We start from the raw sequence: 23,379 nt of genomic DNA on the forward strand, positions 1-23,379 counted from the left end.
ACTCCGCCCGCCCCGCTCACGCGTCCGTCGAGAGCAGCTTCCGTAGCAGGTCGGCGAGTTGGCCGACCTGCCCGGGGGTGAGGGCCGCGAGGGCCTCCGCCTGGACGGCGAGTCCCGCCCGCGACGCCTCCTCGACGAGGTGGAGGCCCTGTTCGGTGAGGGTCACCTGGAGGGCCCGCCGATCGTGCGGGTCAGGCAGGCGGCGTAGCAGTCCGGCTCGCTCCAGCTTGTCCAGACGGCCGGTCATACCGCCGGTGGTGAGCATCAGCGTGGCCGAGAGCCGACGGGGCGAGAGGGTGTAGGGCTCGCCCGAGCGCCGCAGGGCGGCCAGCACGTCGAACTCGCCGCGTGAGACGCCGAAGCGTGCGTACGCCTTCTCCATCCGGTCGTCCATCGTGCGCGCCAGCCGGTGGACGCGGCCGAAGACCTCGATCCCCCTGGTGTCCAGATCGGGCCGTACGGCGGCCCACTGGGCGACGATCGCGTCGACCGCGTCTCCGGGGGAGGGGTCGGGGAGCGGGGTCATGGGGGGAGTATCCGCGCGGGGTCCCGCGGCTGCAAGAAGTGGGCGGGAGCGGCTCGCCCGGCGCTCCGCCGCCCCCGCATCGCCGGGTCCGGGCGGGGCTCGCGGACCATGAACACGTCCACCGCGTCCTCCGTCTCCGGCGTGAACCCGTGGCGCTCGTACAGGCGTCGCGCCGGGCTGCCCTGGAGGACGTTCAGGCGGATCCGCCGACCGTCGCGGTCGGCGCGCTCCAGCAGGGCGCGCAGCACCGCCCCGCCGATGCCGGCGCCCTGGAGGCGCGGGGCCAGGTAGAAGTGCTCCAGCCAGTGGACGTCACCGGCCGGGCGCAGGGACACGCAGCCCGCGAACGTGCCGCCGACCTCGATCACCCAGGTGTGCTCCGGCATGAACCCGTCCCGCAGCCGCTGCCGTACGCGCCGCTCGTCGTACCGACCGAGCCGCTCCAGATCCGACCGCAGCACCAGGGCCCGCAACTCGGCCACCGCCTCGACGTCCGCCGTCGACGCCGGGCGCGTCTCCCAGTCCCCCATGATCTCCAGGCTATCCCGCCGCACGCCGAGGGGCGCCCCCGAGCCGAGCTCGCAGGGCGCCCCTCGGACCGCGTGGCGGGCGGGGTGGACCCTAGCCCTGGGCCGCCGCGGCGTCCGCCGCCTGGGCCCGCAGGGCCCGTTCGACGCCCGCGCGCGACTCCGACACCAGCCGCCGCAGCGCGGCGCCCGGCTCCGCGGCCGACAGCCACGCGTCGGTCTTGGCGAGGGTCTCCTCGGAGACCTGCACCGTCGGGTACAGACCGACCGCGATCTGCTGGGCCATCTCGTGGGAGCGGGAGTCCCAGACGCCCTTCAGCGCCTCGAAGTACCTGTCGGCGTAGGGCGCGAGCACCTCGCGCTGGTCGGTCTGGACGAAGCCGCCGATCACCGCCTCCTGCACGGCGTTCGGCAGCTTGTCGGACTCGACGACCGACGCCCAGGCCTCCGCCTTGGCCTCCGGCGTCGGGCGGGCGGCACGGGCGGTGCCGGCGTGGCGCTCACCCGCCGCCGTCCTGTCGCGCTCATACTCGTCCGCGATCTCCGCCTCGTCGAAGCGGCCCACGGCCGCGAGCCGCTGGACGAACGCCCAGCGCAGCTCGGTGTCCACGACCAGTCCCTGCACCGTCTGGGCGCCGTCGAGCAGTGCCTCCAGCAGATCGAGCTGCTCGGGGGTGCGGGCGGTCGCCGCGAAGGCGCGCGCCCAGGCCAGCTGGTGGTCGCCGCCCGGCTCGGCGGCGCGCAGGTGCGCCAGCGTGGCGTCCGTCCAGCGGGTCAGCAGCATCTCGCGGGCGGCCGGGTCGGCGTACAGGTCGATCGCCAGCTTCACCTGCCGCTGCAGCGACTGCACGACGCCGATGTCCGACTCCTTGCCGATGCCGGACAGGACGAGGGAGAGGTAGTCGCGGGTGGGGAGCTCCGCGTCGCGCGTCATGTCCCACGCCGACGCCCAGCACAGCGCCCGTGGCAGCGACGACTCGAAGTCGCCGAGGTGCTCCGTGACGAACGCCAGCGACCGCTCGTCGAGGCGGACCTTGGCGTACGACAGGTCGTCGTCGTTCAGCAGCACGACGTCCGGCAGCGCCCGGCCGACCAGCTGCGGTACGGCCGTCAGGTCGCCGTCGACGTCCAGCTCGACGCGCTCCTCACGGACCAGCTTCCCCGCGTCGTGGTCCATCGAGTACAGGCCCACCGCGATCCGGTGCGGACGCAGCGTCGGCTCGCCCTTCGCGCCCGCGGGCAGCGCGGGCGCCTCCTGGCGGATCGCGAAGGACGTGACGACACCGTCGGCGTCCGTCTCGATCTCGGGGCGCAGGACGTTGATCCCGGCGGTCTCCAGCCACTTGCGCGACCAGGTCTTCAGGTCCCGCCCCGAGGTCTCCTCCAGGGCGGTCAGCAGGTCGCTCAGGCGGGTGTTGCCGTAGGCGTGCCGCTGGAAGTAGGCCTGCACGCCGCGGAAGAACTCGTCCTCACCGACGTAGGCGACGAGCTGCTTGAGCACCGAGGCGCCCTTGGCGTACGTGATGCCGTCGAAGTTGACCAGCACGTCGTCGAGGTCGTTGATCTCGGCCATGATCGGGTGCGTGGACGGTAGCTGGTCCTGGCGGTACGCCCAGGTCTTCATGGAGTTGGCGAACGTCGTCCACGCGTGCGGCCAGCGCGATCCCGGCGCGGCCGCCTGGCAGGCGATGGACGTGTACGTGGCGAACGACTCGTTCAGCCACAGGTCGTTCCACCACTCCATGGTGACCAGGTCGCCGAACCACATGTGCGCCAGCTCGTGCAGGATGGTCTCGGCGCGCACCTCGTACGCCGCGTCCGTGACCTTCGAGCGGAAGACGTACTGGTCGCGGATGGTCACCGCGCCCGCGTTCTCCATCGCGCCCGCGTTGAACTCCGGCACGAACAGCTGGTCGTACTTCTCGAACGGGTAGGCGTGGTCGAACTTCTCCTGGAACCAGTCGAAGCCCTGCCGCGTGACCTCGAAGATCGCGTCCGAGTCGAGGTGCTCGGCGAGCGAGGGCCGGCAGTAGATGCCGAGCGGGACGGACCGGCCGTCCTTCTCGTACACGCTGTGCACGCTGTGGTAGGGGCCGGCGATCAGGGCCGTGATGTACGTCGAGATGCGCGGCGTGGGCGCGAAGACCCAGACGTTGTCCTGGGGTTCGGGCGTGGGCGAGTTGGAGATGACGGTCCAGCCCTCGGGCGCCCGCACGGTGAACTGGAAGGTCGCCTTCAGGTCCGGCTGCTCGAAGGACGCGAACACGCGGCGGGCGTCCGGCACCTCGAACTGGGTGTAGAGGTAGGCCTGGTCGTCCACCGGGTCGACGAACCTGTGCAGGCCCTCGCCGGTGTTGGTGTACGCGCAGTCGGCCGTGACGCGCAGTACGTTCCGGCCCTCCAGCAGGCCGGTCAGGGCGATCCGCGAGTCCTTGAAGACCGCGTCGGCGTCGAGCGGGTCGCCGTTGAGGGTGACCTCATGGACGGTCGGCGCCACCAGGTCGATGAAGGACTCGCCGCCGGTCTCGGCGACATCGAAGCGGACCGTGGTCACGGACCGGAAGGTGCCTCCCCCACTCTCGGCTTCGCTCGAGCGGGAGGTGCCCCCACCCTGCGCCCCGGACAGGTCGAGATCGATCTCGTACGAGTCAACGGTCAGCAGCTTCGCCCGCTGCTGCGCCTCTTCGCGAGTCAGGTTTGTGCCAGGCACGCGGTCATCTCCTCGTCATGTGTCGGTGGCGCCATCCTTCCACGCGACCTGCGCGGATGGCGATGTCCGTTTCCCGCCGGTGGGCGGGGCGGCGACACGCGAACCTGGGGCCATGACGACGTACAGAGCACGCGCCATCGACGAGCCGGTCCTCAAGGAGCTGCGCGCCACCGACGACGCGGGGCGGGGGACGACCTTCGTGACGGACGAGGAAGGCGGGGCGCCGCTGCGCTGCTGCCTGCGCCGCAGCGCGCCCGGCGAGCCGATCGCCCTGGTCTCGTACGCGCCGCTGCGCCGCTGGGCGGCGGCGACGGGCGCCGATCCGGGGGCCTACGACGAACAGGGCCCCGTCTTCATCCATGCGGGGGAATGCGGGGGGCCGCGGGGCGACGGCGACCTGCCCTTCACGAACGCGCACCGCACGCTGCGCCGCTACTCGGCCGCGGGGCGCATCCTGGGCGGCCGGCTGGTCGAGGACGACTTCGAGGCGGCGCTCACGCACGCGTTCGACGACCCGGAGGTGGCACTCGTCCATGTCCGGGCCGTCGAGCACGGCTGCTTCCTCTACGAGGTCCGCAGGCCGTAGGGCCCTGGGGCCCGTCGGCGCGGAGGACTCAGCCGGCGGCCTTGGCGGACAGCTCCGCCGCCACCAGCTCCGCGATCTGCACCGCGTTCAGCGCGGCACCCTTGCGCAGGTTGTCGCTGGAGACGAACAGGGCGATGCCGTGGTCGACCGTCTCGTCCTCGCGGATGCGGCCGACGTACGACGGGTCCTGACCGGCCGCCTGGAGCGGGGTCGGGACCTCGGAGAGGGCCACGCCGGGGGCGCCGGCGAGCAGCTCCTTGGCGCGCTCGGCGCTGATCGGGCGGGCGAAACGGGCGTTGATCTGGAGCGAGTGACCGGTGAAGACCGGGACGCGGACACAGGTGCCGGAGACCTTCAGGGCGGGGATCTCCAGGATCTTGCGGGACTCGTTGCGGAGCTTCTGCTCCTCGTCGGTCTCGTTCAGGCCGTCGTCCACGACCGTGCCGGCCATCGGCAGCACGTTGTACGCGATCGGGGCGACGTACTTGTCCGGCGCCGGGAACTGCGCCGCGGAGCCGTCGTGCGTCAGCTTCGGCGCGTCCTCGCCGACCTTCTTGACCTGCTCGAACAGCTCGTCCACACCGGCGAGACCGGAGCCGGACACCGCCTGGTAGGTGGCGACGACGAGCGCTTCGAGGCCCGCCTCCTCGTGCAGCGGCTTCAGCACCGGCATCGCGGCCATCGTCGTGCAGTTCGGGTTGGCGATGATGCCCTTGGGGCGGCTCGCGATCGCGTGCGGGTTCACCTCGGACACCACCAGGGGCACCTCCGGGTCCCGGCGCCAGGCGGAGGAGTTGTCGATCACGACCGCGCCCTGCCCGGCGACCTTCTCGGCCAGCGCCTTGGAGGTCGAGCCGCCCGCGGAGAACAGGACGATGTCCAGGCCGGTGTAGTCGGCCGTGGCCGCGTCCTCCACCGTGACCCCGTCCAGGACCGTTCCCGCCGAGCGCGCCGAGGCGAACAGCCGCAGTTCCGTCACCGGGAAGTCGCGCTCCGTGAGGATCCTGCGCATGACCGTGCCGACCTGACCGGTGGCTCCGACGATTCCGACCCTCACGACGACTCCTTTGCGTGGTTTGCGGGCGCCCCTGCCCTGACCGGGGCCTTTCCATCATGCGGGGCACCCGGGCCCCTGTGTCCAATCCTTTGGGCTTGTGCCCGCCTGGTGGGACGGGGCCTCTATGACCTACGCCACTGATGCCTGCCCCGAAATCGGATCGAACGTTCCGGCCCGTCCGGGCGTCTTAAGGGAAACGCGGCAAGGAGAGGGGTGGCTGTGCTGCGCGGAAGGGCGCGCCGCGGCCAGGGGGGCGACGGGCACGGTGACGTCGGCGATCCCTTGGACGCGGCCCAGGAGCGCCGGGTGCGGGCGGTGCTCGCGCTCGGCGGGGTGCCGCAGGCGGACCTGCCGGACGGGGTGCAGCAGGTACGCCTGCGGCTGCTGGAGCGGGCCGCGAGCGGCCACGAGGCACCGCGGGACGTCTCGGCGTGGGCGGCGGTGGTCGCCTCCAACCTCGCCATGGACTGGCACCGCGCCAAGCGCCGGCAGGAGCGGATCGGGGAGCGCCTGGCCTCGCTGCGCCAGCCGGCGCACCCCTCCGGCGAGGACACCAGCCTGCTGTCCCTCGCCGTCGCCCAGGGCCTGGACGAACTGCCCGACGCGCAGCGTCAGGTCCTCGTCCTGCGGTTCTACGCCGACCTGCCGGTGCGGTCCATCGCCGAGGAGCTCGGCGTCCCGGAGGGCACGGTCAAGAGCAGGCTGCACACGGCGGTCCGGGCACTGCGCGCCCGCCTGCACGAGGACGAGGTGGTGTGAGGTGAGCGTCGAACACGGCGGCGACGGCGGCCGCGACGGCGGATCCTTCCCCGTCGACCCGCTGATGGCCGTCCTCACCGACGAGCCGCTGACCGAGGCGGCCCGCGCCGACGGCGCCTTCATGGCCGCGCACCGGTCGGCGGCCGCGGACGTGGCGCTGCTGCGCGAACAGCTGGGAATCCTCGGCGCGGCGCTGGCGGCGGAGCCGGAACGATCCGCGCCGGTCCCGGCGCCCGTCCGGACGCGCCCGCGGCGTCGGCGCTCCTTCGCGCTCGTCCTCGGCGCGGCCGGAATCGCGGCCGCCGGGGCGATGGTGGCGGGCCTCGGGTGGCTGCTCGTCCAGGCGGGCGGTGGCGCGGACGAGACGGCCGGGGCGGCCGCCGACAGCGCCGAGTCCGACGCCAAGACGGCGGGCCCGCTCGGCTCGGCCGAGTATCTGGCCTGCGCCCGCCTGGTCGTCGAGGGCGAGGTGACGAAGGCCCGGCCCGTCCCCGGCACCGCCGAGGAACGCGTCACCCTCGACGTGACCCGCTCCTGGAAACCGGCGGACGGCGACGCCGAGGTCACGTTCGCGATCCCCACCAGCGCCGGCCTCGACGAGGGCGGCCAGGCACTCGTCGTCATCCGCCGAGGCAGCGCGTCCCCCGACTTCTGGCTCGTCGGCGAAGCGGCCATCGCCGGTCAACGCCCGCTGCTCACCGAGACGCTGCCGCAGGCGGCCACGACACCCTGCGGATAGCAGAAGGGCGGGCGCCCGCACGGACGCCCGCCCCTCGGCCTACCGACGTGCTACGGCGTGACCTTCTCGATCTTCACGTTGCCGATGCCCGCCGCGGTGCCGCGGGCGTTGACCAGCTGCACCTGACCGAAGAACTCGCGTCCCTCGGGGGCGGCGGCGGTGGCCACGACGTCGCCGGTGACGGTCGCCGACGCGCCCGTGCCGAGCTTGACCGGAGCCGAGCCGTCCACGCTCACGCTGCCGAGGGCGGCGGAGAAGAAGACGTCCCGGTAGTCGTACGCGGTGGAGCCGGCCGGCACGGCGTAGCCGACGACCTCGACGGTGTAGGTGCCGGCCTTCGGGGAGGCGATGGTCACCTGCTCCTCCGAGTCGCCGTCGGCGGCCTGGCCGACGACCGCACCGGTGCTGTCGTAGACCGTCAGGTCCAGGTCGGCCGCCGCGTCCGAGACACCGCCGATGGCGACGTCCAGCGAGGTGGCGCCCGCGGGCACCTCGACCGTGCTGGTCTGCGTCTGGCCCTGCGCGATCGTCGGGCGGGTGGTCTTGGACGAGCCGAGCGGCCCGCCGACCAGCTTGCCGTCGATGGCGGCGTAGCCGTTGGTCACCTTCCAGGAGGCGGTGGCCGGCACGCCGACCTTGGCCTCGGGCACGGTCACGGTCTCCGGGTCGAAGGCCGCGCCGAGCACGGTGACGTCCAGCTTGTACGGGTTGTCGAGCAGCGGCGACGTACGGCGCGACTCGACTTCGATCTCCCAGACTCCCGGCTGCGGGTCGGCGTACGAGCGCACGTCCGGACGGCAGGTGTTGGCCGGGTTCGAGTAGTTCGGGTAGCAGTTGATCGTCGACGTCGGGTCGGACGGGACGCCGTAGGGGTGGATGGCGATGAACCGGGTCTGGCTCCCGCTCCTCAGCCCGCCGATCGCGACCTCCAGCGACTTGGCGCCCTCGGGCACGGTCACGAAGTACGAGGTGGTGCTGTTGCGCTGCACCGAACCGGACGCGGAGTAGCTGTACTTCAGCGGCTGCGCGACGACGACGGTGTGGAGGACCAGCTTGTCGATGCCCTCGGTGCGCGGGTCGTCGAGCTCCAGGATCGCGCTCTTCAGCCCTGCGGACTTCGGAGCGGCCTGCACCTTGACGGTGACCGGCTGGTTCAGCGGGAGCCTCACCACGTCGTCGCCGACGATGCGGAAGGTGCCGCCCGTGTTGTTCTCGAAGTGCAGCTCGTGCCGGACCGCCGTGGCGGGACCGGACGTACGGGTGATGGTGACGTCGTACGTCTTCTTCTGGCCGGCCTTCAGGCCGCCCTCACGGTCGTAGAGGCCGGTGCCGAAGCCCGGGGTCTTGAGGAACTGGTCGATCGCGGTGTCGACCGGCGCCTTGACCTCGTAGGTGTGCGCGGTGGCGTCGTCACGGATCGAGTCCCAGGCGTCCGGGATGTTGATCAGGCCGGCGCCCTCCTCGTACGCCTGCACACCCTTGATGTGGTCGGCGGTCGAGGTCAGTGCCGTGCGCAGGGTCGCCGGGGTGAGGTCGATGCCCTTCTGCTGCGCGGCGGACAGCAGCAGCGCCGCGGCTCCGGTCGCCTGCGGAGAGGCCATCGAGGTGCCCTGGAGCATGGAGTAGCCGGGCGGCAGGCTGTAGCCGGCCTCGGCGACCGGGCCGCCGGGCGACCAGGTCTGCGTGGTGTTGATCGCGGCGCCGGGCGCGGAGAGCGTCGGCGTGAAGCCGCCGTCCTCACGCGGGCCGCGCGAGGAGAACGGCATCATGGCGTACCGCTTCTCCACGGCCGAGCCGTAGTTGGCGGCCCAGGTCTCCTTGGAGACGGTCGCACCGACCGAGATCACCTTGTCGGCCAGCGACGGGTCGCCGATGGTGTTGGCGCCGGGGCCGGAGTTGCCCGCGGAGATCACCAGCTGGACGCCGTACTCGTCGATCAGGCGCGTGTACAGCTCGGCGCGCGCGTTGTTGCCGTCGTTGAGCGCCGGGAGGCCGCCGATCGACATGTTGACGATGTCGACGCCCCGGTTGACGACCAGGTCGATCATGCCTTCGGTGAGGGCCACGTTGGTGCAGCCGCCCGACCAGGTGCAGGCCCGGGAGGAGACCAGCTTGGCGCCGGGGGCAGCACCGTTCATCCGGCCGCCGAACAGGCCGTTGGCGGCGGTGATGCCGGCCACGTGCGAGCCGTGCGAGCCCTCGATGACGCCGATGCTGACGTAGTCGGCCTTGGCGCCGGCCGCGTTGTAGACGACGTCCTTGCGGATCTCGACCACGAACGGGATCCGCTCGGCGATCGCGGTCGCCGGGTCGTCCGTGCCGAAGTACCCGATCTGGAAGCCGTCCTTGTACGGCTTCATCGCGGCGTCGTCGGTGAAGTCGAGGTCGTCGTCCAGGTCGACGCGCGCGGTGCCGGAGGCGGCGTCGTACAGGACGCCCCAGACGTCCGTGGTGTCGCCGTCGCGGTTCAGGTCACCGGCCATGTCGCCGCCGGTGGTGGCCGACTCGGAGAAGTAGTTGAACTTGTACGAGCCCTCGGGCGCCTTGAACGTCTCGGTGCCGAGCGTGGGCGTGGTGATGGCGAACGTGGGGCCGCTGACCGAGGTGGTCATCCGGCGCCAGGTGCCGTCGCCGTCGACGACCGGGTCCGTGGCGGTCACCCAGTCGACGATCTTGCGCTCACCGGTCGTGGTCTTCTGCAGCGCCGGGTGGCCGAGGTCCACGCCCGAGTCGAGGATGCCGATGGTGACACCGCGGCCGTCCGCCTTCGGGTGGTCCGCGACGAAGTCGACGGCGCCGGTCTCGAAGGACGGGTTGTACGGGTTCTCGGCCGGGGTGTTCCTCCCCGGCGCGGGGTAGCTGCCGGCGGCCTTGCCGCCCTGCGTGGTGCCCGCGTTCGGCCGCGGGTCGTCCAGGGGTATCTCCTCGCGCAGGTCGATGCCGTGCACGGAGGACAGCTTGGCGGCGGCGGCGATGGCCGCGTCCGCTTTGCCGGTGGGGACGGTGGCCCGGACGTAGCCCAGCCTGTCGTACGTACGGCCCACGAGGCCGCCGTCGACGGAGTCGAGCTGCTCGGCGACCTGCTCGGTGCCGCCGGGCGCGGTGGCGACCATCATGGTGACGGTCTTGGCGCCGTCGGCCTTGGCCTCGGCGAGCAGTTCCGCGTCGCCGGAACCGAGCTTTTCGTGCGCGGACTTCGCTCCGGGGTCGGCGGCCGCGGGCGCCTGGTCCGCGGCGAGCGCCACGGGTATCGGCCCGGCCGCGGCCAGCGCGGCGACAAGGCCGGCGGCCACGGCGATCCGGGCCACGCGTCTCGCGCCCGGTATCGGTTCGCTCTGGGGGCTGAGTGACATCGGCATCCCTTGTTGGTTAAGGAACGAGACAGTCCGGAACACCGTCCCGGACGACCGCTCAGCCTTACGCAACGGTGGGTGCTTTGGCGAGGGTTGACCGCATCGAAATGGATGAATGGGGAAAACCCGCGATGCGCATCGAGGGGTACAGGGGGCGAGCGGAACATTTCGGGTGGCGGGCGGCATTCCCGGTGAGGCGGGATAGCGTCCCCTCGTGCGCAAGAAGTTGAGGGTGGCGGCCTACGCCATATGCGTCCGCGACGGCCAGGTGCTGCTCGCCCGCTCCCCGGCACCCGACGGGACACCGGAGTGGGTGCTGCCCGGCGGCGGCATGGAGCACGGCGAGGACCCCTACGACACCGTCCGCCGGGAGGTGCGCGAGGAGACCGGCTACCGCATCGAGGTCACCGGCATCCTCGGCGTCCACTCCCTGCACCGCACCTTCCCGGGCCCCCGCTTCCGCCGGGCGACCGACCACCACGGCGTGCGCCTCGTGTACGAGGGGACGGTGGCCGGCGGCGAACTGCGCCACGAGATCGGCGGCTCCACCGACATGGCCGCCTGGCACGCGCTCGACGCCGTTCCCGCCCTGCGGCGTATCGGCCTGGTCGATCTGGGTCTGCGGCTGTGGCGGGAACGTCCGGCCGCGGGGCGCGTCGACCTGGGATAGGAGCAGGTCCTGGAGGGCCGGCGTGGCCCTCGGGAGAGGAAAGGCCGAAACCCACTCAACCTGGACGCACTTCGGCAACCTTCACGGGGTGCTCATGGTTTCTTCCCCCGACTGTGCTGTGATCCACGAAGGATCCGAGGGGATCGGATGGGGGAAGACATGAGCGTACGAGTGACCCTGGTGGCGGCGACGGCCGTGGCGCTGTCGGCGGCCCTGGCCGGCGCGGCCCTGGCGGCCCCCGGCGGCGGCCACGACGCCACCCGCGAGGCGCTGCGGGCCGCCGTGCGGGAGGGCGTGCCCGGTGCCACGGCGACGGTGAAGGACGGGCACCGCACATGGCGGGCGACCGAGGGCGTGGGCAACCTGCGCACCGGCGAGCCGCGTTCGGCGTCCGACCGGTACCGGGTGGGCAGCATCACCAAGACGTTCGTGGCGACGGTGCTGCTCCAGCTGGAGGCGGAGGGCCGGCTGTCGCTGGACGACACGGTGGAGCGGTGGCTGCCGGGCACGGTGCGAGGCAACGGCCACGACGGGCGGAAGATCACCCTGCGCCGGCTGCTGAACCACACCAGCGGCATCAACGACTACACCTCGGACGAGGAGTTCGGCCGTACGTACTTCCTGAAGGCCGGCTTCTTCGCGCACCGCTACGACACGAAGAGGCCGGCCGAGCTGGTGGCGATCGCGATGGGGCACCGGCCCGAGTTCGCGCCGGGCACGTCCTGGGGCTACTCCAACACCAACTACGTCCTCGCCGGCATGGTGATCGAGAAGGCGACCGGACGTCCCTACGGCGCGGAGATCCGCGACCGGATCATCGAGCCGCTGCACCTGCACGCCACGTCGGTGCCGGGCATGCGGGCCGCGCTTCCGCAGCCCAGCAGCCGTGCCTACGGCAAGCTGGCGCCGACGACGACCGGGCCGACGTACGACGTCACGAGGCTGAACCCCTCCCTGGCGTACGCGGCCGGTGAGATGATCTCCGACTCCTCGGACCTGAACCGCTTCTACCGGGCGCTGCTCGGCGGCGAGCTGCTGCCGCCGGGGCAGCTGAAGGCCATGAAGACGACGGTGGAGATCGACGGCGCCCCGAACGACGGCTACGGACTCGGCCTGATGGAGCGGAAGCTGTCCTGCGGTGTCCACGTCTGGGGCCACGGCGGCGGCATACACGGCTCGTCGTCCGAGGCGGTCACCACCCCCGACGCCCGGCACTCCCTCGCCCTCAACTTCAACGGCGACTGGGCGGGCGACACCGACGCGGTCGTCGAGGCGGAGTTCTGCGGCGACGCCCGCGGCGCGACGCGCCTCGGGACGCGCTGACCCGCTCCGCCGCGCCCGGACATGAGGAGGGGCCGTACGGCGTCGCCGCCGTACGGCCCCTCCCCTCCCCTCCTGATGCCTGCCCCGGTCCGTCACTACCGGGGCAGCACCACCACATACGCCGCCGGGTCCCGGTCCGCCGACGCCATCAGCGCCGTGCGCACGACCGTCGCCTGCTGCTCCCTCGCGTCCCGCAGCTTCCTGGGCGTGATGTACACGACCGTGATGCCCAGCCGCTCCAGGTGTTCACGCTTGCGGGCGTACTCCGACCACAGGGCGTCGTCCTCCTGCCGGTCCCCCTGGCGGGGTGCCCGGGTGTCCAGCTCCACCGCCACGGCGTGCTCCGGCCAGTAGGCGTCCAGGCCGCCCAGGTGCGGCCCACCGGGCAGGCGCAGGTCGACGTTCCACACCGGGTCGGGCAGGCCGAACTCCCGCACCATGCGGTACAGCCGGTCCTCCGCCATCGCCCGCCCCTCCGCGAGCAGCGAGTCGACGGCGTCCACGACATGCGGGCGGCTCAGCAGCCTCGCCTGGTTCAGCTCCCGCACGACCGCCGCCGGTTCGCAGTGCCCACCGCGCACCGCCTCGGTGAGCAGCCGCCGTACCGCGCCCGCGTCCGTGAGGTCGGCCACCGCGTCGGCCAGGGCCCGGGGCACCGGCGCGACCGGCAGGCCCGTGCGGTACTGCGGTGTGGGCAGCGCGGAGGTGCGCGACAGGCGGGCGCAGCCCGTCGAACGCAGTCGGCGCAGCCGGGGGACCAGCACGTCGATGTGGTCAAGGGAGGGCAGTGGGGGGACGGCGGCGAAGCCGTGCAGGTTGAGCGCGGCGAGACCGGTGATCATCGCCTCCGGGTAGGGCGGGCGTTGCTCGTCGTCGGCGCCGGGCTGGACCGGCACCCCGGGGGAGCGCTCGCGGGCCGCGTACATCAGCACCGCGTGCAGCCGCTCCTCGCTGGTCGGCGGGCCGGGGTGCAGCAGGTAGACGCCGGGGAGGAGTTCCTGCCAGGGGCCGCCGGACTTGCACTGCTCGTTGGTCTCGGCGGTGGAGACGCCGTGCGCCCGCAGCTGAGCGGTCGTCATGACACGGCGGCGGCCGTCGGACAGGTGGTGCAGGGGGCGGGGGGAGAGCGGGGTGTTGTGGTTCATGACCCGGAGATTCCCGTGCCTGATCCGCCCGTTAACCGCTGTTACACGGCCGTCGACAAATCCCGACAAGCTCGCACTAAAGGACGCATGTTCGGATGCCGAGAAGGCGACGAAAACCCCTGGTCCGTTCGGGTGCGGACCAGGGGTTACGGCTGTTCTTGCCTGAATTTCGTAACGGTGACCAACGGCCCAAGCTCAGGCCAAAGCTATGGTCAGCCGCCCGCCGCCGTGTCGCACGCCTGTGCCCGCAGGGCCCGTGCCAGGTCGTCCCGGGCCTCCAGGACCAGGCGGCGCAGCGCCGGCGCGGCGTCCTCGTGGGCGGCCAGCCAGGCGTCCGCGGCCGCCAACGTCTCCTCGCTCGCACGCAGCCCGGGGAACATCCCCCGCACCACGTGCATCGCGATCTGGATCGACCGCTCCCGCCACACCCGCTCGATCACCGCGAAGTACTTGTCGGCGTAGGGCTCCAGCAGGTCGCGCCGGGACGGCTGGGCGAAGCCCGCGATCGTCGCCTCGACGAGCGCGTTGGACAGCGCGTCCGACTCCACCACCTGCGCCCAGGCCTGGGCCTTGACCGCAGCGGAGGGGCGGGCGGCGAGGCAGCGGACCTGCCGGCGCCTGCCGGACGCGGTGTCGTCCCGGGCCAGCTCCGCGGCCAGCACCTCCTCGTCGGCGGCCCCGTGCGCGGCCAGCGGCTCCAGGAACGCCCAGCGCAGCTCCTGGTCGACCACCAGCCCGTCGATCAGCTCCGTGCCGTCCAGCAGCCCCTGGAGCAGGCCGAGGTGCTCCCCGCCGGACGCCACCGACGCGTAGAAGCGCGCCCAGGCCAGCTGCTGCTCACTGCCGGGTGCGGCCGCCCGCAGCTCCCGCAGCGCGCCCTGCGCGAGCAGCTCCTCGCCGGTGGCCCGCCACTTCGGCGCCGCGTAGTGGATCAGCGCCGACTCCGCCCAGGCGTGCAGCATCTGCAGCACGCCGATGTCCGACTCGCGTCCGGCGAACCGCAGCACCAGGTCGGCGAAGTCCCGCGTGGGCAGCAGCGCGTCGCGGGTCATGTTCCACAGCGCCGACCAGCACAGGGCCCGGGCCAGCGGGTCGGTCAGCTCGCCCAGCGCCTCCTTGAGCGTGGCGAGCGAGGTCTCGTCGAAGCGGATCTTGCAGTACGTGAGGTCGTCGTCGTTGACCAGGACCAGCTCCGGCGCCTCGGCGCCCACCGGCCCCGGCACGACCGTGCGCGGTCCGTCGACGTCCACCTCGTGGCCGGCGTACCGCTCCAGCGTCCCGCCCGCCGTACGCCGGTACAGCCCGATCCGTACCCGGTGCGGGCGCAGTTGGGGGTGCGACTCGGGTGCCTCCTGCACCACCGCCAGCTCCGCGACGCGGCCCCGCGCGTCCAGCAGCACCTGCGGGGTGAGGGAGTTGACGCCGGCGGTCTGGAGCCAGGCCCGCGACCAGGCGGCCATGTCCCGCCCGCTGGTCTCCTCCAGGATGGACAGCAGATCGCCGAGGCGCGTGTTGCCGTAGGCGTGCCGCTTGAAGTAGCGCCGCGCGCCCTCCAGGAACGCCTCCTCGCCGACGTACGCCATGAGCTGCTTGAGGACGCTCGCGCCCTTGGCGTACGTGATGCCGTCGAAGTTCAGCTTCGCGTCCTGAAGGTCGCGGATGTCGGCGGTCACGGGGTGCGTGGAGGGGAGCTGGTCGGCGCGGTAGGCCCACGACTTGCGGCGGTTGGCGAAGGCGATCCAGCCGTCGGTGAAGCGGGTGGCGCGGACCAGCGAGAAGGAGCCCATGAAGTCGGCGAACGACTCCTTCAGCCACAGGTCGTCCCACCACTCCATGGTGACCAGGTCGCCGAACCACATGTGCGCCATCTCGTGCAGGATCACCGTGGCGCGGTGCTCGTACGAGGTCTGCGTGACCTTCCCGCGGAAGAGGTACTCCTCCTGGAAGGTCACGAGACCCGGGTTCTCCATTCCGCCGAGGTTGTACTCGGGCACGAAGGCCTGGTCGTACTTCCCGAACGGGTACGGGTAGTCGAAGTGGTCGTGGAAGAAGTCCAGGCCCTGCTTGGTGATCCGGAAGATCTCGTCGGTGTCGAAGTAGGGCGCCAGGCCCTTGCGGCACAGCGCGCCGAGCGGGATCTCCAGCGCCGTGCCGTCCTCGAACTCGCGGGTGTAGGAGTCCGTGACGTAGTGGTACGGCCCCGCCGTGATGCACGTGATGTACGTGGCGATCGGCTTGGTCTCGGCGAACCGCCAGACGCCGTCGGCGAGTTGCCCGGCCCCGTTGCTCCACACCGTCCAGCCCTCCGGCGCCCGCACCTCGAAGCGGAAGGGTGCCTTGAGGTCGGGCTGCTCGAAGCCGGCGAAGACCCGACGGGCGTCGGCGGGCTCGTACTGGGTGTACAGGTACACCTCGCCGTCCTCCGGGTCGACGAAGCGGTGCAGGCCCTCGCCGGTACGGGAGTAGGCGCACAGCGCGTCGACGATCAGCTCGTTGTCGGCGGCGAGGTCCTCCAACTGGATCCGGGAGCCGTCGAAGACCTCGCTCGGGTCGAGGTCCCGGCCGTTCAGCGAGACCGCGGTGACGTGCGGCGCGATCAGGTCCGCGAAGCTCGCCGCGCCCGGCTCGGCGCAGCGGAACCTGATCGTGGTGACGGAGCGGAAGGTCCGCGGCCCGTCGCCGGACGTCTCGCCGGACGCCTCGCCGAGCGCGGAGCGCACGTCGAGCGACACGTCGTACCCGTCGACCGACAGCAGGGCGGCCCGCTCCCGGGCCTCGTCGCGGGTCAGATTCTCACCGGGCACGGGCGGCTCTCCCTCGGATTCGTCGGACGCGGGTTCGTCGGACGTCGCTGAACAGCACCGATCCTCCCATGCGGTGCTGACCGGGGGCAGCCGGGAATGGTCCGGGGCGCGGCGGTGTTCGTGCGGGAGTTCCCCGGGAGATTCACTTCCTCATGAGGAGAGACATGTCCGACAAAACGCCCGTCGACTTCTGGTTCGATCCCCTGTGCCCCTGGGCCTGGATGACCTCCCGGTGGGTGCTGGAGGTGGAGAAGGTCCGCGACATCGAGGTCCGCTGGCACCTGATGAGCCTCGCCGTGCTGAACGAGGACAAGGACGTGCCCGAGGAGTACCGCGAGATGCTCACCACCAAGGCGTGGGGCCCGGTGCGCGTGGTCATCGCGGCGCGGCAGGAGCACGGCCCCGAGGTGCTCGGCGACCTCTACACCGCGCTCGGCACCCGCATCCACAACCAGGGACAGGGCCCGGAGAAGGAGGCGGTCGCCGCCGCCCTCAAGGAGGTGGGCCTGCCCGACTCCCTGATGGAGCACTGGGACGCCACCCCCTACGAGCCCGAGTTGCGCGCCTCGCACCAGGAGGGCATCGACAAGGTCGGCCAGGAGGTCGGCACGCCCGTGATCGCGGTCCCCGGCCCCGGTGGCGAGCAGGTCGCCTTCTTCGGTCCGGTCGTCACCCCCGCCCCCCAGGGCGAGGAGGCCGCCCGCCTCTGGGACGGCACCCTCGCCGTGGCCTCGGTGCCGGGCTTCTACGAGCTCAAGCGCACCCGCACCAAGGGCCCGGACTTCAGCAACCTCTAGCTTTCCCGGGGTCGGTGGGCTCGGGCGGCATCTTCCGGGGCGGACGCAGTGGTCGCCACGAGTGGCCGGTGCGGATGTTGCGGCAGTCCCGCTCGGTGCTGACGCAGACCCAGTAGTGGTCCACGTACGCGCGGGGCGGGAGGCCTTCGAGTTCTCGGATCACGTCGCGTTCACGGTCGTCCTTGACCTGCCGGTGCGGCTGGTCGGCGCCGCAGGTCCAGCAGGGCAGGGTCCTCTCCATCGGCATCCCGCCACGATGACCCGGAACGCCGGGTACCGAAAGCCCCCGCGAGTCACGTCCTCGCGGGGGCTTCCGTCCATCCGCCTGCCGACGTGAAAGGTGAGAAGACGATCACGAGGCAGGACGATCAGCGGGGCCTCAGGGGGCCAGCAGCAGGACGTCCGCGCGGGAGCGGGCCGCCTCGTAGCGCCTGGCCACGTCCTGCCAGTTGACGACCTTCCACATGGCCTCGACGAAGTCGACCTTCTGGTTCTTGTACTGCAGGTAGAAGGCGTGCTCCCAGGCGTCGAAGACGAGGATCGGCGTGGCGCCCTGGCCGACGTTGCCCTGGTGGTCGTAGACCTGCTCGACGATCAGCCGGCCGCTCAGCGGCTCGTGTGCGAGGACGCCCCAGCCGGAACCCTGGGTCGTGGCCGCCGCCTTGGACAGCTGTGCCTTGAAGTGCGCGAAGGAGCCGAAGGACTCGGCGATCGCGGCCGCCAGTTCGCCGACGCCGTCCGTCTCCAGGGGCTCGCCGCCGCCGTCTCCGGTCATGTTGTGCCAGTAGATCGAGTGCAGGATGTGTCCGGAGAGGTGGAAGGCGAGGCTCTTCTCCAGGCCGTTGATCGAGCCCCACGACTCCTTGTCGCGCGCCTCGGCGAGCTGCTCCAGGGTGTCGTTCGCGCCCTTCACGTACGCCGCGTGGTGCTTGTCGTGGTGCAGCTCGATGATCTCCGGGCTGATCACGGGGGCGAGTGCGGAGTAGTCGTACGGCAGTTCAGGCAGCGTGTAGACGGGCATCAGGGGTCCCCTCCGACCTCTTATTGCAACTAGCTTGCAACTACAACCTAGCAAGAAGAAGGCCCCCACGCGTGCACGTGGGGGCCTTTCGGGGTGCCGTGGCGTCAGCTCCGGGCGCGCGCCCGCTGCCAGCCGTAGCCGATCGCCGCCAGCACGAGCGTCATGGCGCCCGTCGAGTAGAGCTGCACCCGGGTGTCCGGCTCCCGGGCCATCAGGACGAAGATCGCCACCATGCCCGCCAGCGCCACCCAGGTCAGCACCGGGAACGCCCACATCCGCACGACGAGCTTCCCCGGCGCCTCCCGCTCCAGCCGGCGGCGCAACCGCAGCTGCGAGACGGCGATGAAGATCCAGACGACCAGGATCACCGCGCCGATCATGTTCAGCAGCCAGGGGAAGACGTCGTCGGGCCGCCAGTAGCTGAGCACCACGCACACGAAGCCGAAGACGCAGGACGCCAGCACCGCGTTCCGCGGCACACCGCCGGACACCCGGCCGAGCGCCTTCGGTCCCTGGCCTCGTCGCACCAGCGAGTAGCCGATGCGCGAGGCGCCGTAGATGTTGGCGTTCATCGCGCTCAGCAGCGCCACCAGCACGACCACGTTCATCAGTTGACCGGCGCCCGGGATGCCGAGCCGGTCCAGGGTGGCGACGTACGGGCCGCTCTCCACGACCTCCTGGGAGTCCCACGGCACGAGGGTGACGACGACCGCCATCGAGCCGACGTAGAACAGCGCGATACGCCACATCGCCGTGCGGACCGCGCTCGCCACGCCCTTGACCGGGTCCTCCGACTCGGCCGCCGCGATGGTGACCGTCTCCAGGCCGCCGTACGCGAACACCGAGGCGAGCAGGCCGATCACCAGCCCCTCACCGCCGCCGGGCATGAAGTCGGTCAGGTTGCTGGTGCCGGGAGAGTCGGTGCCGGGCAGGACGCCCGCGATCGCCAGTACCCCGAGCACCAGGAACAGCGTGATCGCGCCGACCTTCAGCGCCGCGAACCAGAACTCGAACTCGCCGAAGTTCTTCACGGCCGCGAGGTTCGCGCCGCAGAACACCAGCATGAACAGGGCCACCCACGCCCACTCCGGCGTGCCCGGCAGCCAGCCGCTGACGATCTTCGCGGCACCGATGCCCTCCAGTCCGACGGCCGTGCACAGCAGGACCCAGAACGCCCAGCCCACGGTGAAACCGGCCCACGGTCCGATCGCCCGCTCGGCGTGGGCGGAGAAGGAGCCCGACGACGGATGGGCCGCCGACATCTCGCCCAGCATCCGCATCACCAGCATCACCAGGAGGCCGGAGATGACATAGGCGACGACGATCGAGGGACCGGCGGCGGCGATACCCGCGCCGGAGCCGACGAACAGGCCGGCGCCGATCACGCCGCCCAGGGCGATCATCGACAGGTGTCGCTGCTTGAGTCCGTGGGACAGGGACGCGTCCGCCTCGGGCGGAGCCTGAACGGGGGTGGTGCGGGACATGGGCGCGGCTCGTCCAGTACGTGAGGGGATAAGAGGGACAATCACACGGAGTGTAAAGGCCGGGTCAGTGATTCCCCTGGGGCTGCCCATTTGGCGAGACCCTACAGAGCCGTCCCCAGCCCCGATCGGTGAGCCACAGGGCTCCACCTCAGTGACCGGTATCACGCCGCCGCACGTGTAATCACCACTCTTTGTAAGGAGCCCACCACCGGCACGCGCGTCCCTTTGTCGGGCGGTGACGGTGGTGGCACCCGGTGCCCTGGGTTAGCGTCACGGTGTCCCGAACCGCCCTCACTCGCGGAGTCCCCATGAGCAGCGCTGCCGCCCCCGCCCGCCCGGGCCAGGTCCTCGCCGACCTGATCCCCCTTTACAAGCTGTCGGCCTCGGCCGGGCAGGGCGGTGTCTCCACCCGCGTCCGCGACGTCGCGCTCGTCGTCGGTGGCGCCGTGCTCACCGGGCTCGCCGCCCAGATCGCCGTGCCGATCCCGGGCAGCCCGGTGCCGGTCACCGGCCAGACCTTCGCCGCGCTGCTCGTCGGCACCGCGCTCGGCGCCGGCCGCGGCTTCCTCTCGCTCGCGCTGTACGCGCTCGCCGGTGTGGCCGGGATGCCGTGGTTCGCGGAGGGCGGCTCCGGCGCGGCCGCCCCGTCCTTCGGTTACGTCATCGGCCTGCTGCTGGCCGCCACCGTCGTGGGCGCGCTCGCCCGCCGCGGTGCCGACCGCTCGCCGTGGCGTACGGCGGGCGCGATGCTGCTGGGCGAGGCGATCATCTACGCCGTCGGCGTCCCGTACCTGGCCTTCGCCACCGGCATGTCCGCCTCCGCCGCGATCGCGGCCGGTCTCACGCCGTTCCTGATCGGCGACGCCCTGAAGGCGGCCCTCGCGATGGGCCTGCTGCCGACCACCTGGAAGCTCATCGACAGGCACTGACTCCCTGCGGGGCGGGGCCGGGAGGGCGACATCGCCTTCCCGGCCCCGCACGTTTCCGCCGCGGCGTCACCGGCTCGCGGACCCTTCGTTTCCGGGCTCGCGAAGCCGCGCTTTCCGGTCGTGCGCGCTTACGGGGCCGCGTGCGTGCGGCCCGCGTGTTCCGAGCGTCGCGCATCCGAGGCCCTGCGCGTTCCCGGCCTTGGGTGTTCACGGGCGCGCGTTTCCGGCGCCGTGTGTGTGCGAGCCCGCGCGTTCTCGGCGTCGCGCGTCTGCTGGGTCCGGTCGCGCGCGTTTTCGGGGCCGTGTGTCTTCGCCGGGCATTACCAGGCGCGGGTGTTCCCGGGCCCGGGGTTCCCGGGCCCGGGTTTTTTTGTGGGTGTCAGGTGGGGCGGTGGTGGGAGCGTCGCAGGCCCGCGACGCCTGCTGCGATCAGTGCGGCGCCGGCCGCGGCGAGTGGGAGGAGGTCACGGGCCGGGCCGGTCCTGGGCAGTTCGTCGCCGGCCGGTGCCGCCGGCTTGTTGTCGGTGCCGAGCAGCAGGGGGGTGGCCGGGGCGTTCGGCGACGGATTCGTCGTCCCGAACGGGACCGGCCCCTGCTGCCAGAACGTCTGGCCGCCGTCGCCGCTCTGGACGGGCAGACAGATCTTCCCGGTGCTGTTCAGGTCGTAGGTCGCGTCGACGTCGTACGACTTCGACGCACCCGCCGCCAGATCGTCCAGCGCGCAGGCGAAACCGCTGTTGGAACCCTCCGGCAGGTCGCCGCGCGAAATCGCCGAGCAGCCCTCGACGTTCGTGACCGTCAGCCCGTCGAAACCGACGACCAGAAGCCTGATCGGACCGCTGTCCCGCGTCCCCCCGTTCTTCACCGTGGCGGTGATCGCCGTGTCCTCCGCATCGTTGCGGACCGAGATCTTCTCGGGCAGCAGCGTGGTCAGTTCCACCCCCGCGGGCGCCTTGTCCACGGCCTTTCCCCCCTTGTCGCTTCCCGGCCCCTGGTCGTCCGCCCCGGCCGTGCCGGAAAGGATCAGCACGGCCGAAAAGGATGCCGCTGCCAGTGATCCGGTGATGGTCACCCTCAGACGTGAACGCATGTTCGTCCCCCTTGCCTGCGCCTGAATTCGCAGTACTTGAAGAGGTACCACAAGATTTCTCCGCACTATGCTGGTACGGCCCGACGTGTGACTGTTGGTGCATGGTTGAGGGGGGTGCGGCAAATTGCCGGGAAATACGCGAAGTTCCGGTGTTCCGGGGTTACTGGTGGCAGGGCGCTATCGGTTGGCCGAAAGCATCGGGCAGGGGGGAATGGGGCGGGTGTGGCGAGCCGCCGACGAAATGCTCGACCGGCCGGTCGCGGTCAAGGAAATGCGCATCGACGGCCTGGACGCCGAGGACGCCCGAACCCGCCGCGAACGCACGCTGCGCGAGGCGCGGGCCACCGCCCGTATCGACCATCCCCACGTCGTCCGGGTCTACGACGTCGTGGACGAGGGCGAACGCCTGTGGATCGTCATGGAACTGGTGGCCGGGCGCTCCCTGGAACGGATCATGGACGAGGACGGACCGCTCGGTCCCGGCGAGACGGCGCGGATCGGGCTCGGGCTGGTGGAGGCGCTGCGCGAGGTGCACGCGCGCGGGGTGCTGCACCGGGACATCAAGCCGGGCAACGTCCTCGTCGAGGCGGCCGCCCGCCGGGTCGTGCTCACCGACTTCGGTATCGCGGCGATCCAGGACGCCAAGGCGCTGACCATGGCCGGGATGCTGGTCGGTTCGCCCGACTACATGGCTCCCGAGCGGATCTCCGGGCGTCCGCAGGGGCCACCGTCGGACGTCTGGTCGCTCGGGGCCACGCTGTCGGCGGCACTGGCGGGTCGGTCCCCCTTCTCCCGCGACACCACGCTGGCGACACTCCACGCGGTCCTCTACGAGGAGCCCGAACTCCCGCCTTCCGCAGGTCCGTTGGCGGAGGTGCTGAGCGCGCTGCTGCGCAAGGAGCCGGAGGTCCGGCCGGGCCTCGACGCGTTGGAGGCGGCGCTGCGCGAGGTGGCGCCGGGGCCCACACCGACCCTCGTGGTGGCGGAACCGGTGCCGTCGCGGGAGCAGCCGGCGCCGGCGTCGGTGGAGCCCCCGCCGCGCGAGCGGACCCGGCCGGGAGGCGGCGTCTCCCTGGCGCGGTCGCAGGCCGTGACCGAGCGGCGCCCGGCGTCCGGCGCGGTGGGGCCACCGCCGGGCGGCGAACCGCCGGGACCCGCGCTGCCGTCCGGGCCTTCTGGACGCCGTACGACGCGGACGGCGGCGGCCGCTGCGGCCGGTGTCCTCACGGCCGCCGTGGTGGCCGGGATCGTCTGGGCGACGACGGCGCGGGCGCCGGACGGCACCCGGGTGGACGGCAGGCCGTCGGTGTCGGCGCCGGCCGGCTCCTCCGGCACCGGGGCGGCCCGCCCCTCCGACGCCGCCTCCCCCTCGCCCACGGTCGCCGGCACGTCCCGGCCGCCGAGCCTGGCCCCGGGCGCCCGCGTGGAGGCCGGCGGGTACGCGTGGGTCACGCCCGAGGGCTGGCGGCGGGACGTGAAGACGGGAGCGGAGGTGCACTACACCGCACCCGAGGGCACCCAGGAACTGGTCGCCAAGTCCTCGCTGGCCCGGGGGGACCTCATGGACAGCTGGCGCACCTCGGAACGCAACGCCCACCAGGGGCGGGACTACCGCAAGATCCGGCTGGAGGAGACCACGTTCCGCGGCCATCCGGCGGTGGTCTGGGAGTACACCTTCACGCTGGAGGGCGTCCCCTGGCACGCCCGGCTGCTGGGCTTCGACGCGCGCGGGAAGTCGTACCAGATCAACACCTGGTACCAGCCGGCCGTGGAGGACGGCGCGCTCGCGGTCTACGAGGACGTGAAAAAGAGCTTCACGCCGCTGTGAGGGGGCACGCGGCGTGAAGCTCTTCGGAGGG

19 protein-coding genes are annotated in these 23,379 nt (G+C 71.9%); 8 read left to right on the top strand and 11 right to left on the bottom strand.

What is annotated here, in order from left to right; all coding sequences use genetic code 11:
- Positions 1 to 16: 16 nt before the first annotated feature.
- The 3 genes from ACZ7LV_RS36465 to pepN (ACZ7LV_RS36475) all read right to left on the bottom strand — a co-directional run bounded on the left by ACZ7LV_RS36465 (position 17) and on the right by pepN (ACZ7LV_RS36475) (position 3,763).
- Positions 17 to 526, bottom strand: a complete 510-nt coding sequence (locus ACZ7LV_RS36465; protein WP_471945652.1) for a MarR family winged helix-turn-helix transcriptional regulator — start codon at positions 524 to 526, stop codon at positions 17 to 19.
- Positions 523 to 1,056 carry a GNAT family N-acetyltransferase gene (locus tag ACZ7LV_RS36470; protein WP_471945653.1) on the bottom strand — a complete coding sequence of 178 codons (534 nt, stop codon included), beginning with the start codon at positions 1,054 to 1,056 and terminating at the stop codon, positions 523 to 525. Before ACZ7LV_RS36470 ends, ACZ7LV_RS36465 begins: the two co-directional genes overlap by 4 nt.
- Before the next feature lie 91 nt (positions 1,057 to 1,147).
- Complete coding sequence (gene pepN / locus ACZ7LV_RS36475) at positions 1,148 to 3,763, bottom strand: aminopeptidase N (protein ID WP_471945654.1); 2,616 nt, start codon at positions 3,761 to 3,763, stop codon at positions 1,148 to 1,150.
- Between the two features lie 112 nt (positions 3,764 to 3,875).
- Between pepN (ACZ7LV_RS36475) and ACZ7LV_RS36480 the strand changes: the two genes are divergently transcribed.
- Positions 3,876 to 4,349, top strand: a complete 474-nt coding sequence (locus ACZ7LV_RS36480; RefSeq protein WP_471945655.1) for a DUF1203 domain-containing protein — start codon at positions 3,876 to 3,878, stop codon at positions 4,347 to 4,349.
- Positions 4,350 to 4,377: 28 nt separating this feature from the next.
- Here ACZ7LV_RS36480 and ACZ7LV_RS36485 read toward each other — a convergent pair whose 3' ends face one another.
- The gene (locus ACZ7LV_RS36485; RefSeq protein WP_471945656.1) at positions 4,378 to 5,406 is read right to left on the bottom strand and encodes an aspartate-semialdehyde dehydrogenase; all 1,029 of its coding nucleotides are present in this window, start codon (positions 5,404 to 5,406) and stop codon (positions 4,378 to 4,380) included.
- 213 nt (positions 5,407 to 5,619) lie between these two features.
- Here ACZ7LV_RS36485 and ACZ7LV_RS36490 point away from each other — a divergent pair, with 213 nt between their 5' ends.
- Positions 5,620 to 6,165 (top strand): RNA polymerase sigma factor, encoded by a 546-nt coding sequence (locus tag ACZ7LV_RS36490; protein WP_401680318.1) that lies wholly within the window; start codon positions 5,620 to 5,622, stop codon positions 6,163 to 6,165.
- A gap of 1 nt (position 6,166) precedes the next feature.
- Positions 6,167 to 6,904 (top strand): hypothetical protein, encoded by a 738-nt coding sequence (locus tag ACZ7LV_RS36495; RefSeq protein WP_471945657.1) that lies wholly within the window; start codon positions 6,167 to 6,169, stop codon positions 6,902 to 6,904.
- A gap of 50 nt (positions 6,905 to 6,954) precedes the next feature.
- Here the strand turns inward: ACZ7LV_RS36495 and ACZ7LV_RS36500 are convergent, their stop codons facing one another.
- Complete coding sequence (locus tag ACZ7LV_RS36500; RefSeq protein WP_471945658.1) at positions 6,955 to 10,257, bottom strand: S8 family serine peptidase; 3,303 nt, start codon at positions 10,255 to 10,257, stop codon at positions 6,955 to 6,957.
- Positions 10,258 to 10,471: 214 nt separating this feature from the next.
- Here ACZ7LV_RS36500 and ACZ7LV_RS36505 point away from each other — a divergent pair, with 214 nt between their 5' ends.
- Together ACZ7LV_RS36505 and ACZ7LV_RS36510 are read left to right on the top strand one after the other, a co-directional pair.
- Entirely contained in the window at positions 10,472 to 10,927 is a 456-nt protein-coding gene (locus tag ACZ7LV_RS36505; RefSeq protein ID WP_471945659.1) for an NUDIX hydrolase, read from the top strand.
- A 159-nt stretch (positions 10,928 to 11,086) separates the two neighbouring features.
- Entirely contained in the window at positions 11,087 to 12,250 is a 1,164-nt protein-coding gene (locus tag ACZ7LV_RS36510) for a serine hydrolase domain-containing protein (RefSeq protein ID WP_471945660.1), read from the top strand.
- Between the two features lie 95 nt (positions 12,251 to 12,345).
- Here the strand turns inward: ACZ7LV_RS36510 and ACZ7LV_RS36515 are convergent, their stop codons facing one another.
- Positions 12,346 to 13,395 (bottom strand): hypothetical protein, encoded by a 1,050-nt coding sequence (locus ACZ7LV_RS36515; protein ID WP_471945661.1) that lies wholly within the window; start codon positions 13,393 to 13,395, stop codon positions 12,346 to 12,348.
- A gap of 212 nt (positions 13,396 to 13,607) precedes the next feature.
- Positions 13,608 to 16,199, bottom strand: coding sequence for an aminopeptidase N (pepN, locus tag ACZ7LV_RS36520; RefSeq protein WP_471945662.1), 2,592 nt, complete (start codon positions 16,197 to 16,199; stop codon positions 13,608 to 13,610).
- 164 nt (positions 16,200 to 16,363) lie between these two features.
- On the opposite strand from pepN (ACZ7LV_RS36520), the gene ACZ7LV_RS36525 reads away from it, so the two are divergent.
- Positions 16,364 to 16,996: a mycothiol-dependent nitroreductase Rv2466c family protein gene (locus tag ACZ7LV_RS36525; protein ID WP_471945663.1), complete on the top strand. Its 633-nt coding sequence runs from the start codon at positions 16,364 to 16,366 to the stop codon at positions 16,994 to 16,996.
- On the opposite strand, the gene ACZ7LV_RS36530 is transcribed toward ACZ7LV_RS36525, so the two are convergent.
- The 3 genes from ACZ7LV_RS36530 to ACZ7LV_RS36540 all read right to left on the bottom strand — a co-directional run bounded on the left by ACZ7LV_RS36530 (position 16,983) and on the right by ACZ7LV_RS36540 (position 19,501).
- Entirely contained in the window at positions 16,983 to 17,243 is a 261-nt protein-coding gene (locus ACZ7LV_RS36530) for a hypothetical protein (RefSeq protein ID WP_471945664.1), read from the bottom strand. The genes ACZ7LV_RS36525 and ACZ7LV_RS36530 overlap by 14 nt on opposite strands.
- 132 nt (positions 17,244 to 17,375) lie before the next feature.
- Positions 17,376 to 18,017 carry a superoxide dismutase gene (locus ACZ7LV_RS36535; RefSeq protein ID WP_471945665.1) on the bottom strand — a complete coding sequence of 214 codons (642 nt, stop codon included), beginning with the start codon at positions 18,015 to 18,017 and terminating at the stop codon, positions 17,376 to 17,378.
- Positions 18,018 to 18,121: 104 nt separating this feature from the next.
- Entirely contained in the window at positions 18,122 to 19,501 is a 1,380-nt protein-coding gene (locus ACZ7LV_RS36540) for an amino acid permease (RefSeq protein ID WP_471945666.1), read from the bottom strand.
- A 308-nt stretch (positions 19,502 to 19,809) separates the two neighbouring features.
- Here ACZ7LV_RS36540 and ACZ7LV_RS36545 point away from each other — a divergent pair, with 308 nt between their 5' ends.
- Positions 19,810 to 20,430 carry a biotin transporter BioY gene (locus ACZ7LV_RS36545; protein ID WP_471945667.1) on the top strand — a complete coding sequence of 207 codons (621 nt, stop codon included), beginning with the start codon at positions 19,810 to 19,812 and terminating at the stop codon, positions 20,428 to 20,430.
- 379 nt (positions 20,431 to 20,809) lie between these two features.
- Here the strand turns inward: ACZ7LV_RS36545 and ACZ7LV_RS36550 are convergent, their stop codons facing one another.
- Positions 20,810 to 21,520 (bottom strand): hypothetical protein, encoded by a 711-nt coding sequence (locus tag ACZ7LV_RS36550; protein ID WP_471945668.1) that lies wholly within the window; start codon positions 21,518 to 21,520, stop codon positions 20,810 to 20,812.
- A 220-nt stretch (positions 21,521 to 21,740) separates the two neighbouring features.
- Here ACZ7LV_RS36550 and ACZ7LV_RS36555 point away from each other — a divergent pair, with 220 nt between their 5' ends.
- On the top strand, positions 21,741 to 23,348 hold the full coding sequence (locus ACZ7LV_RS36555; RefSeq protein ID WP_471945676.1) for a protein kinase domain-containing protein: 1,608 nt from the start codon (positions 21,741 to 21,743) through the stop codon (positions 23,346 to 23,348).
- Positions 23,349 to 23,379 lie beyond the last annotated feature (31 nt).

The sequence above is a fragment of the Streptomyces sp. NPDC107562 genome, from assembly GCF_055657325.1.

Excerpts from the sequence above, each read along its gene's own strand:
- ACZ7LV_RS36545 (WP_471945667.1), top strand. The coding sequence starts at position 19,810 with ATGAGCAGCGCTGCCGCCCCCGCCCGCCCGGGCCAGGTCCTCGCCGAC.
- ACZ7LV_RS36510 (WP_471945660.1), top strand. The coding sequence starts at position 11,087 with ATGAGCGTACGAGTGACCCTGGTGGCGGCGACGGCCGTGGCGCTGTCG.
- ACZ7LV_RS36530 (WP_471945664.1), bottom strand. The coding sequence starts at position 17,243 with ATGCCGATGGAGAGGACCCTGCCCTGCTGGACCTGCGGCGCCGACCAG.
- ACZ7LV_RS36465 (WP_471945652.1), bottom strand. The coding sequence starts at position 526 with ATGACCCCGCTCCCCGACCCCTCCCCCGGAGACGCGGTCGACGCGATC.
- ACZ7LV_RS36535 (WP_471945665.1), bottom strand. The coding sequence starts at position 18,017 with ATGCCCGTCTACACGCTGCCTGAACTGCCGTACGACTACTCCGCACTC.
- ACZ7LV_RS36540 (WP_471945666.1), bottom strand. The coding sequence starts at position 19,501 with ATGTCCCGCACCACCCCCGTTCAGGCTCCGCCCGAGGCGGACGCGTCC.
- ACZ7LV_RS36470 (WP_471945653.1), bottom strand. The coding sequence starts at position 1,056 with ATGGGGGACTGGGAGACGCGCCCGGCGTCGACGGCGGACGTCGAGGCG.
- ACZ7LV_RS36480 (WP_471945655.1), top strand. The coding sequence starts at position 3,876 with ATGACGACGTACAGAGCACGCGCCATCGACGAGCCGGTCCTCAAGGAG.
- ACZ7LV_RS36525 (WP_471945663.1), top strand. The coding sequence starts at position 16,364 with ATGTCCGACAAAACGCCCGTCGACTTCTGGTTCGATCCCCTGTGCCCC.
- ACZ7LV_RS36500 (WP_471945658.1), bottom strand. The coding sequence starts at position 10,257 with ATGTCACTCAGCCCCCAGAGCGAACCGATACCGGGCGCGAGACGCGTG.
- ACZ7LV_RS36550 (WP_471945668.1), bottom strand. The coding sequence starts at position 21,520 with ATGCGTTCACGTCTGAGGGTGACCATCACCGGATCACTGGCAGCGGCA.
- ACZ7LV_RS36515 (WP_471945661.1), bottom strand. The coding sequence starts at position 13,395 with ATGAACCACAACACCCCGCTCTCCCCCCGCCCCCTGCACCACCTGTCC.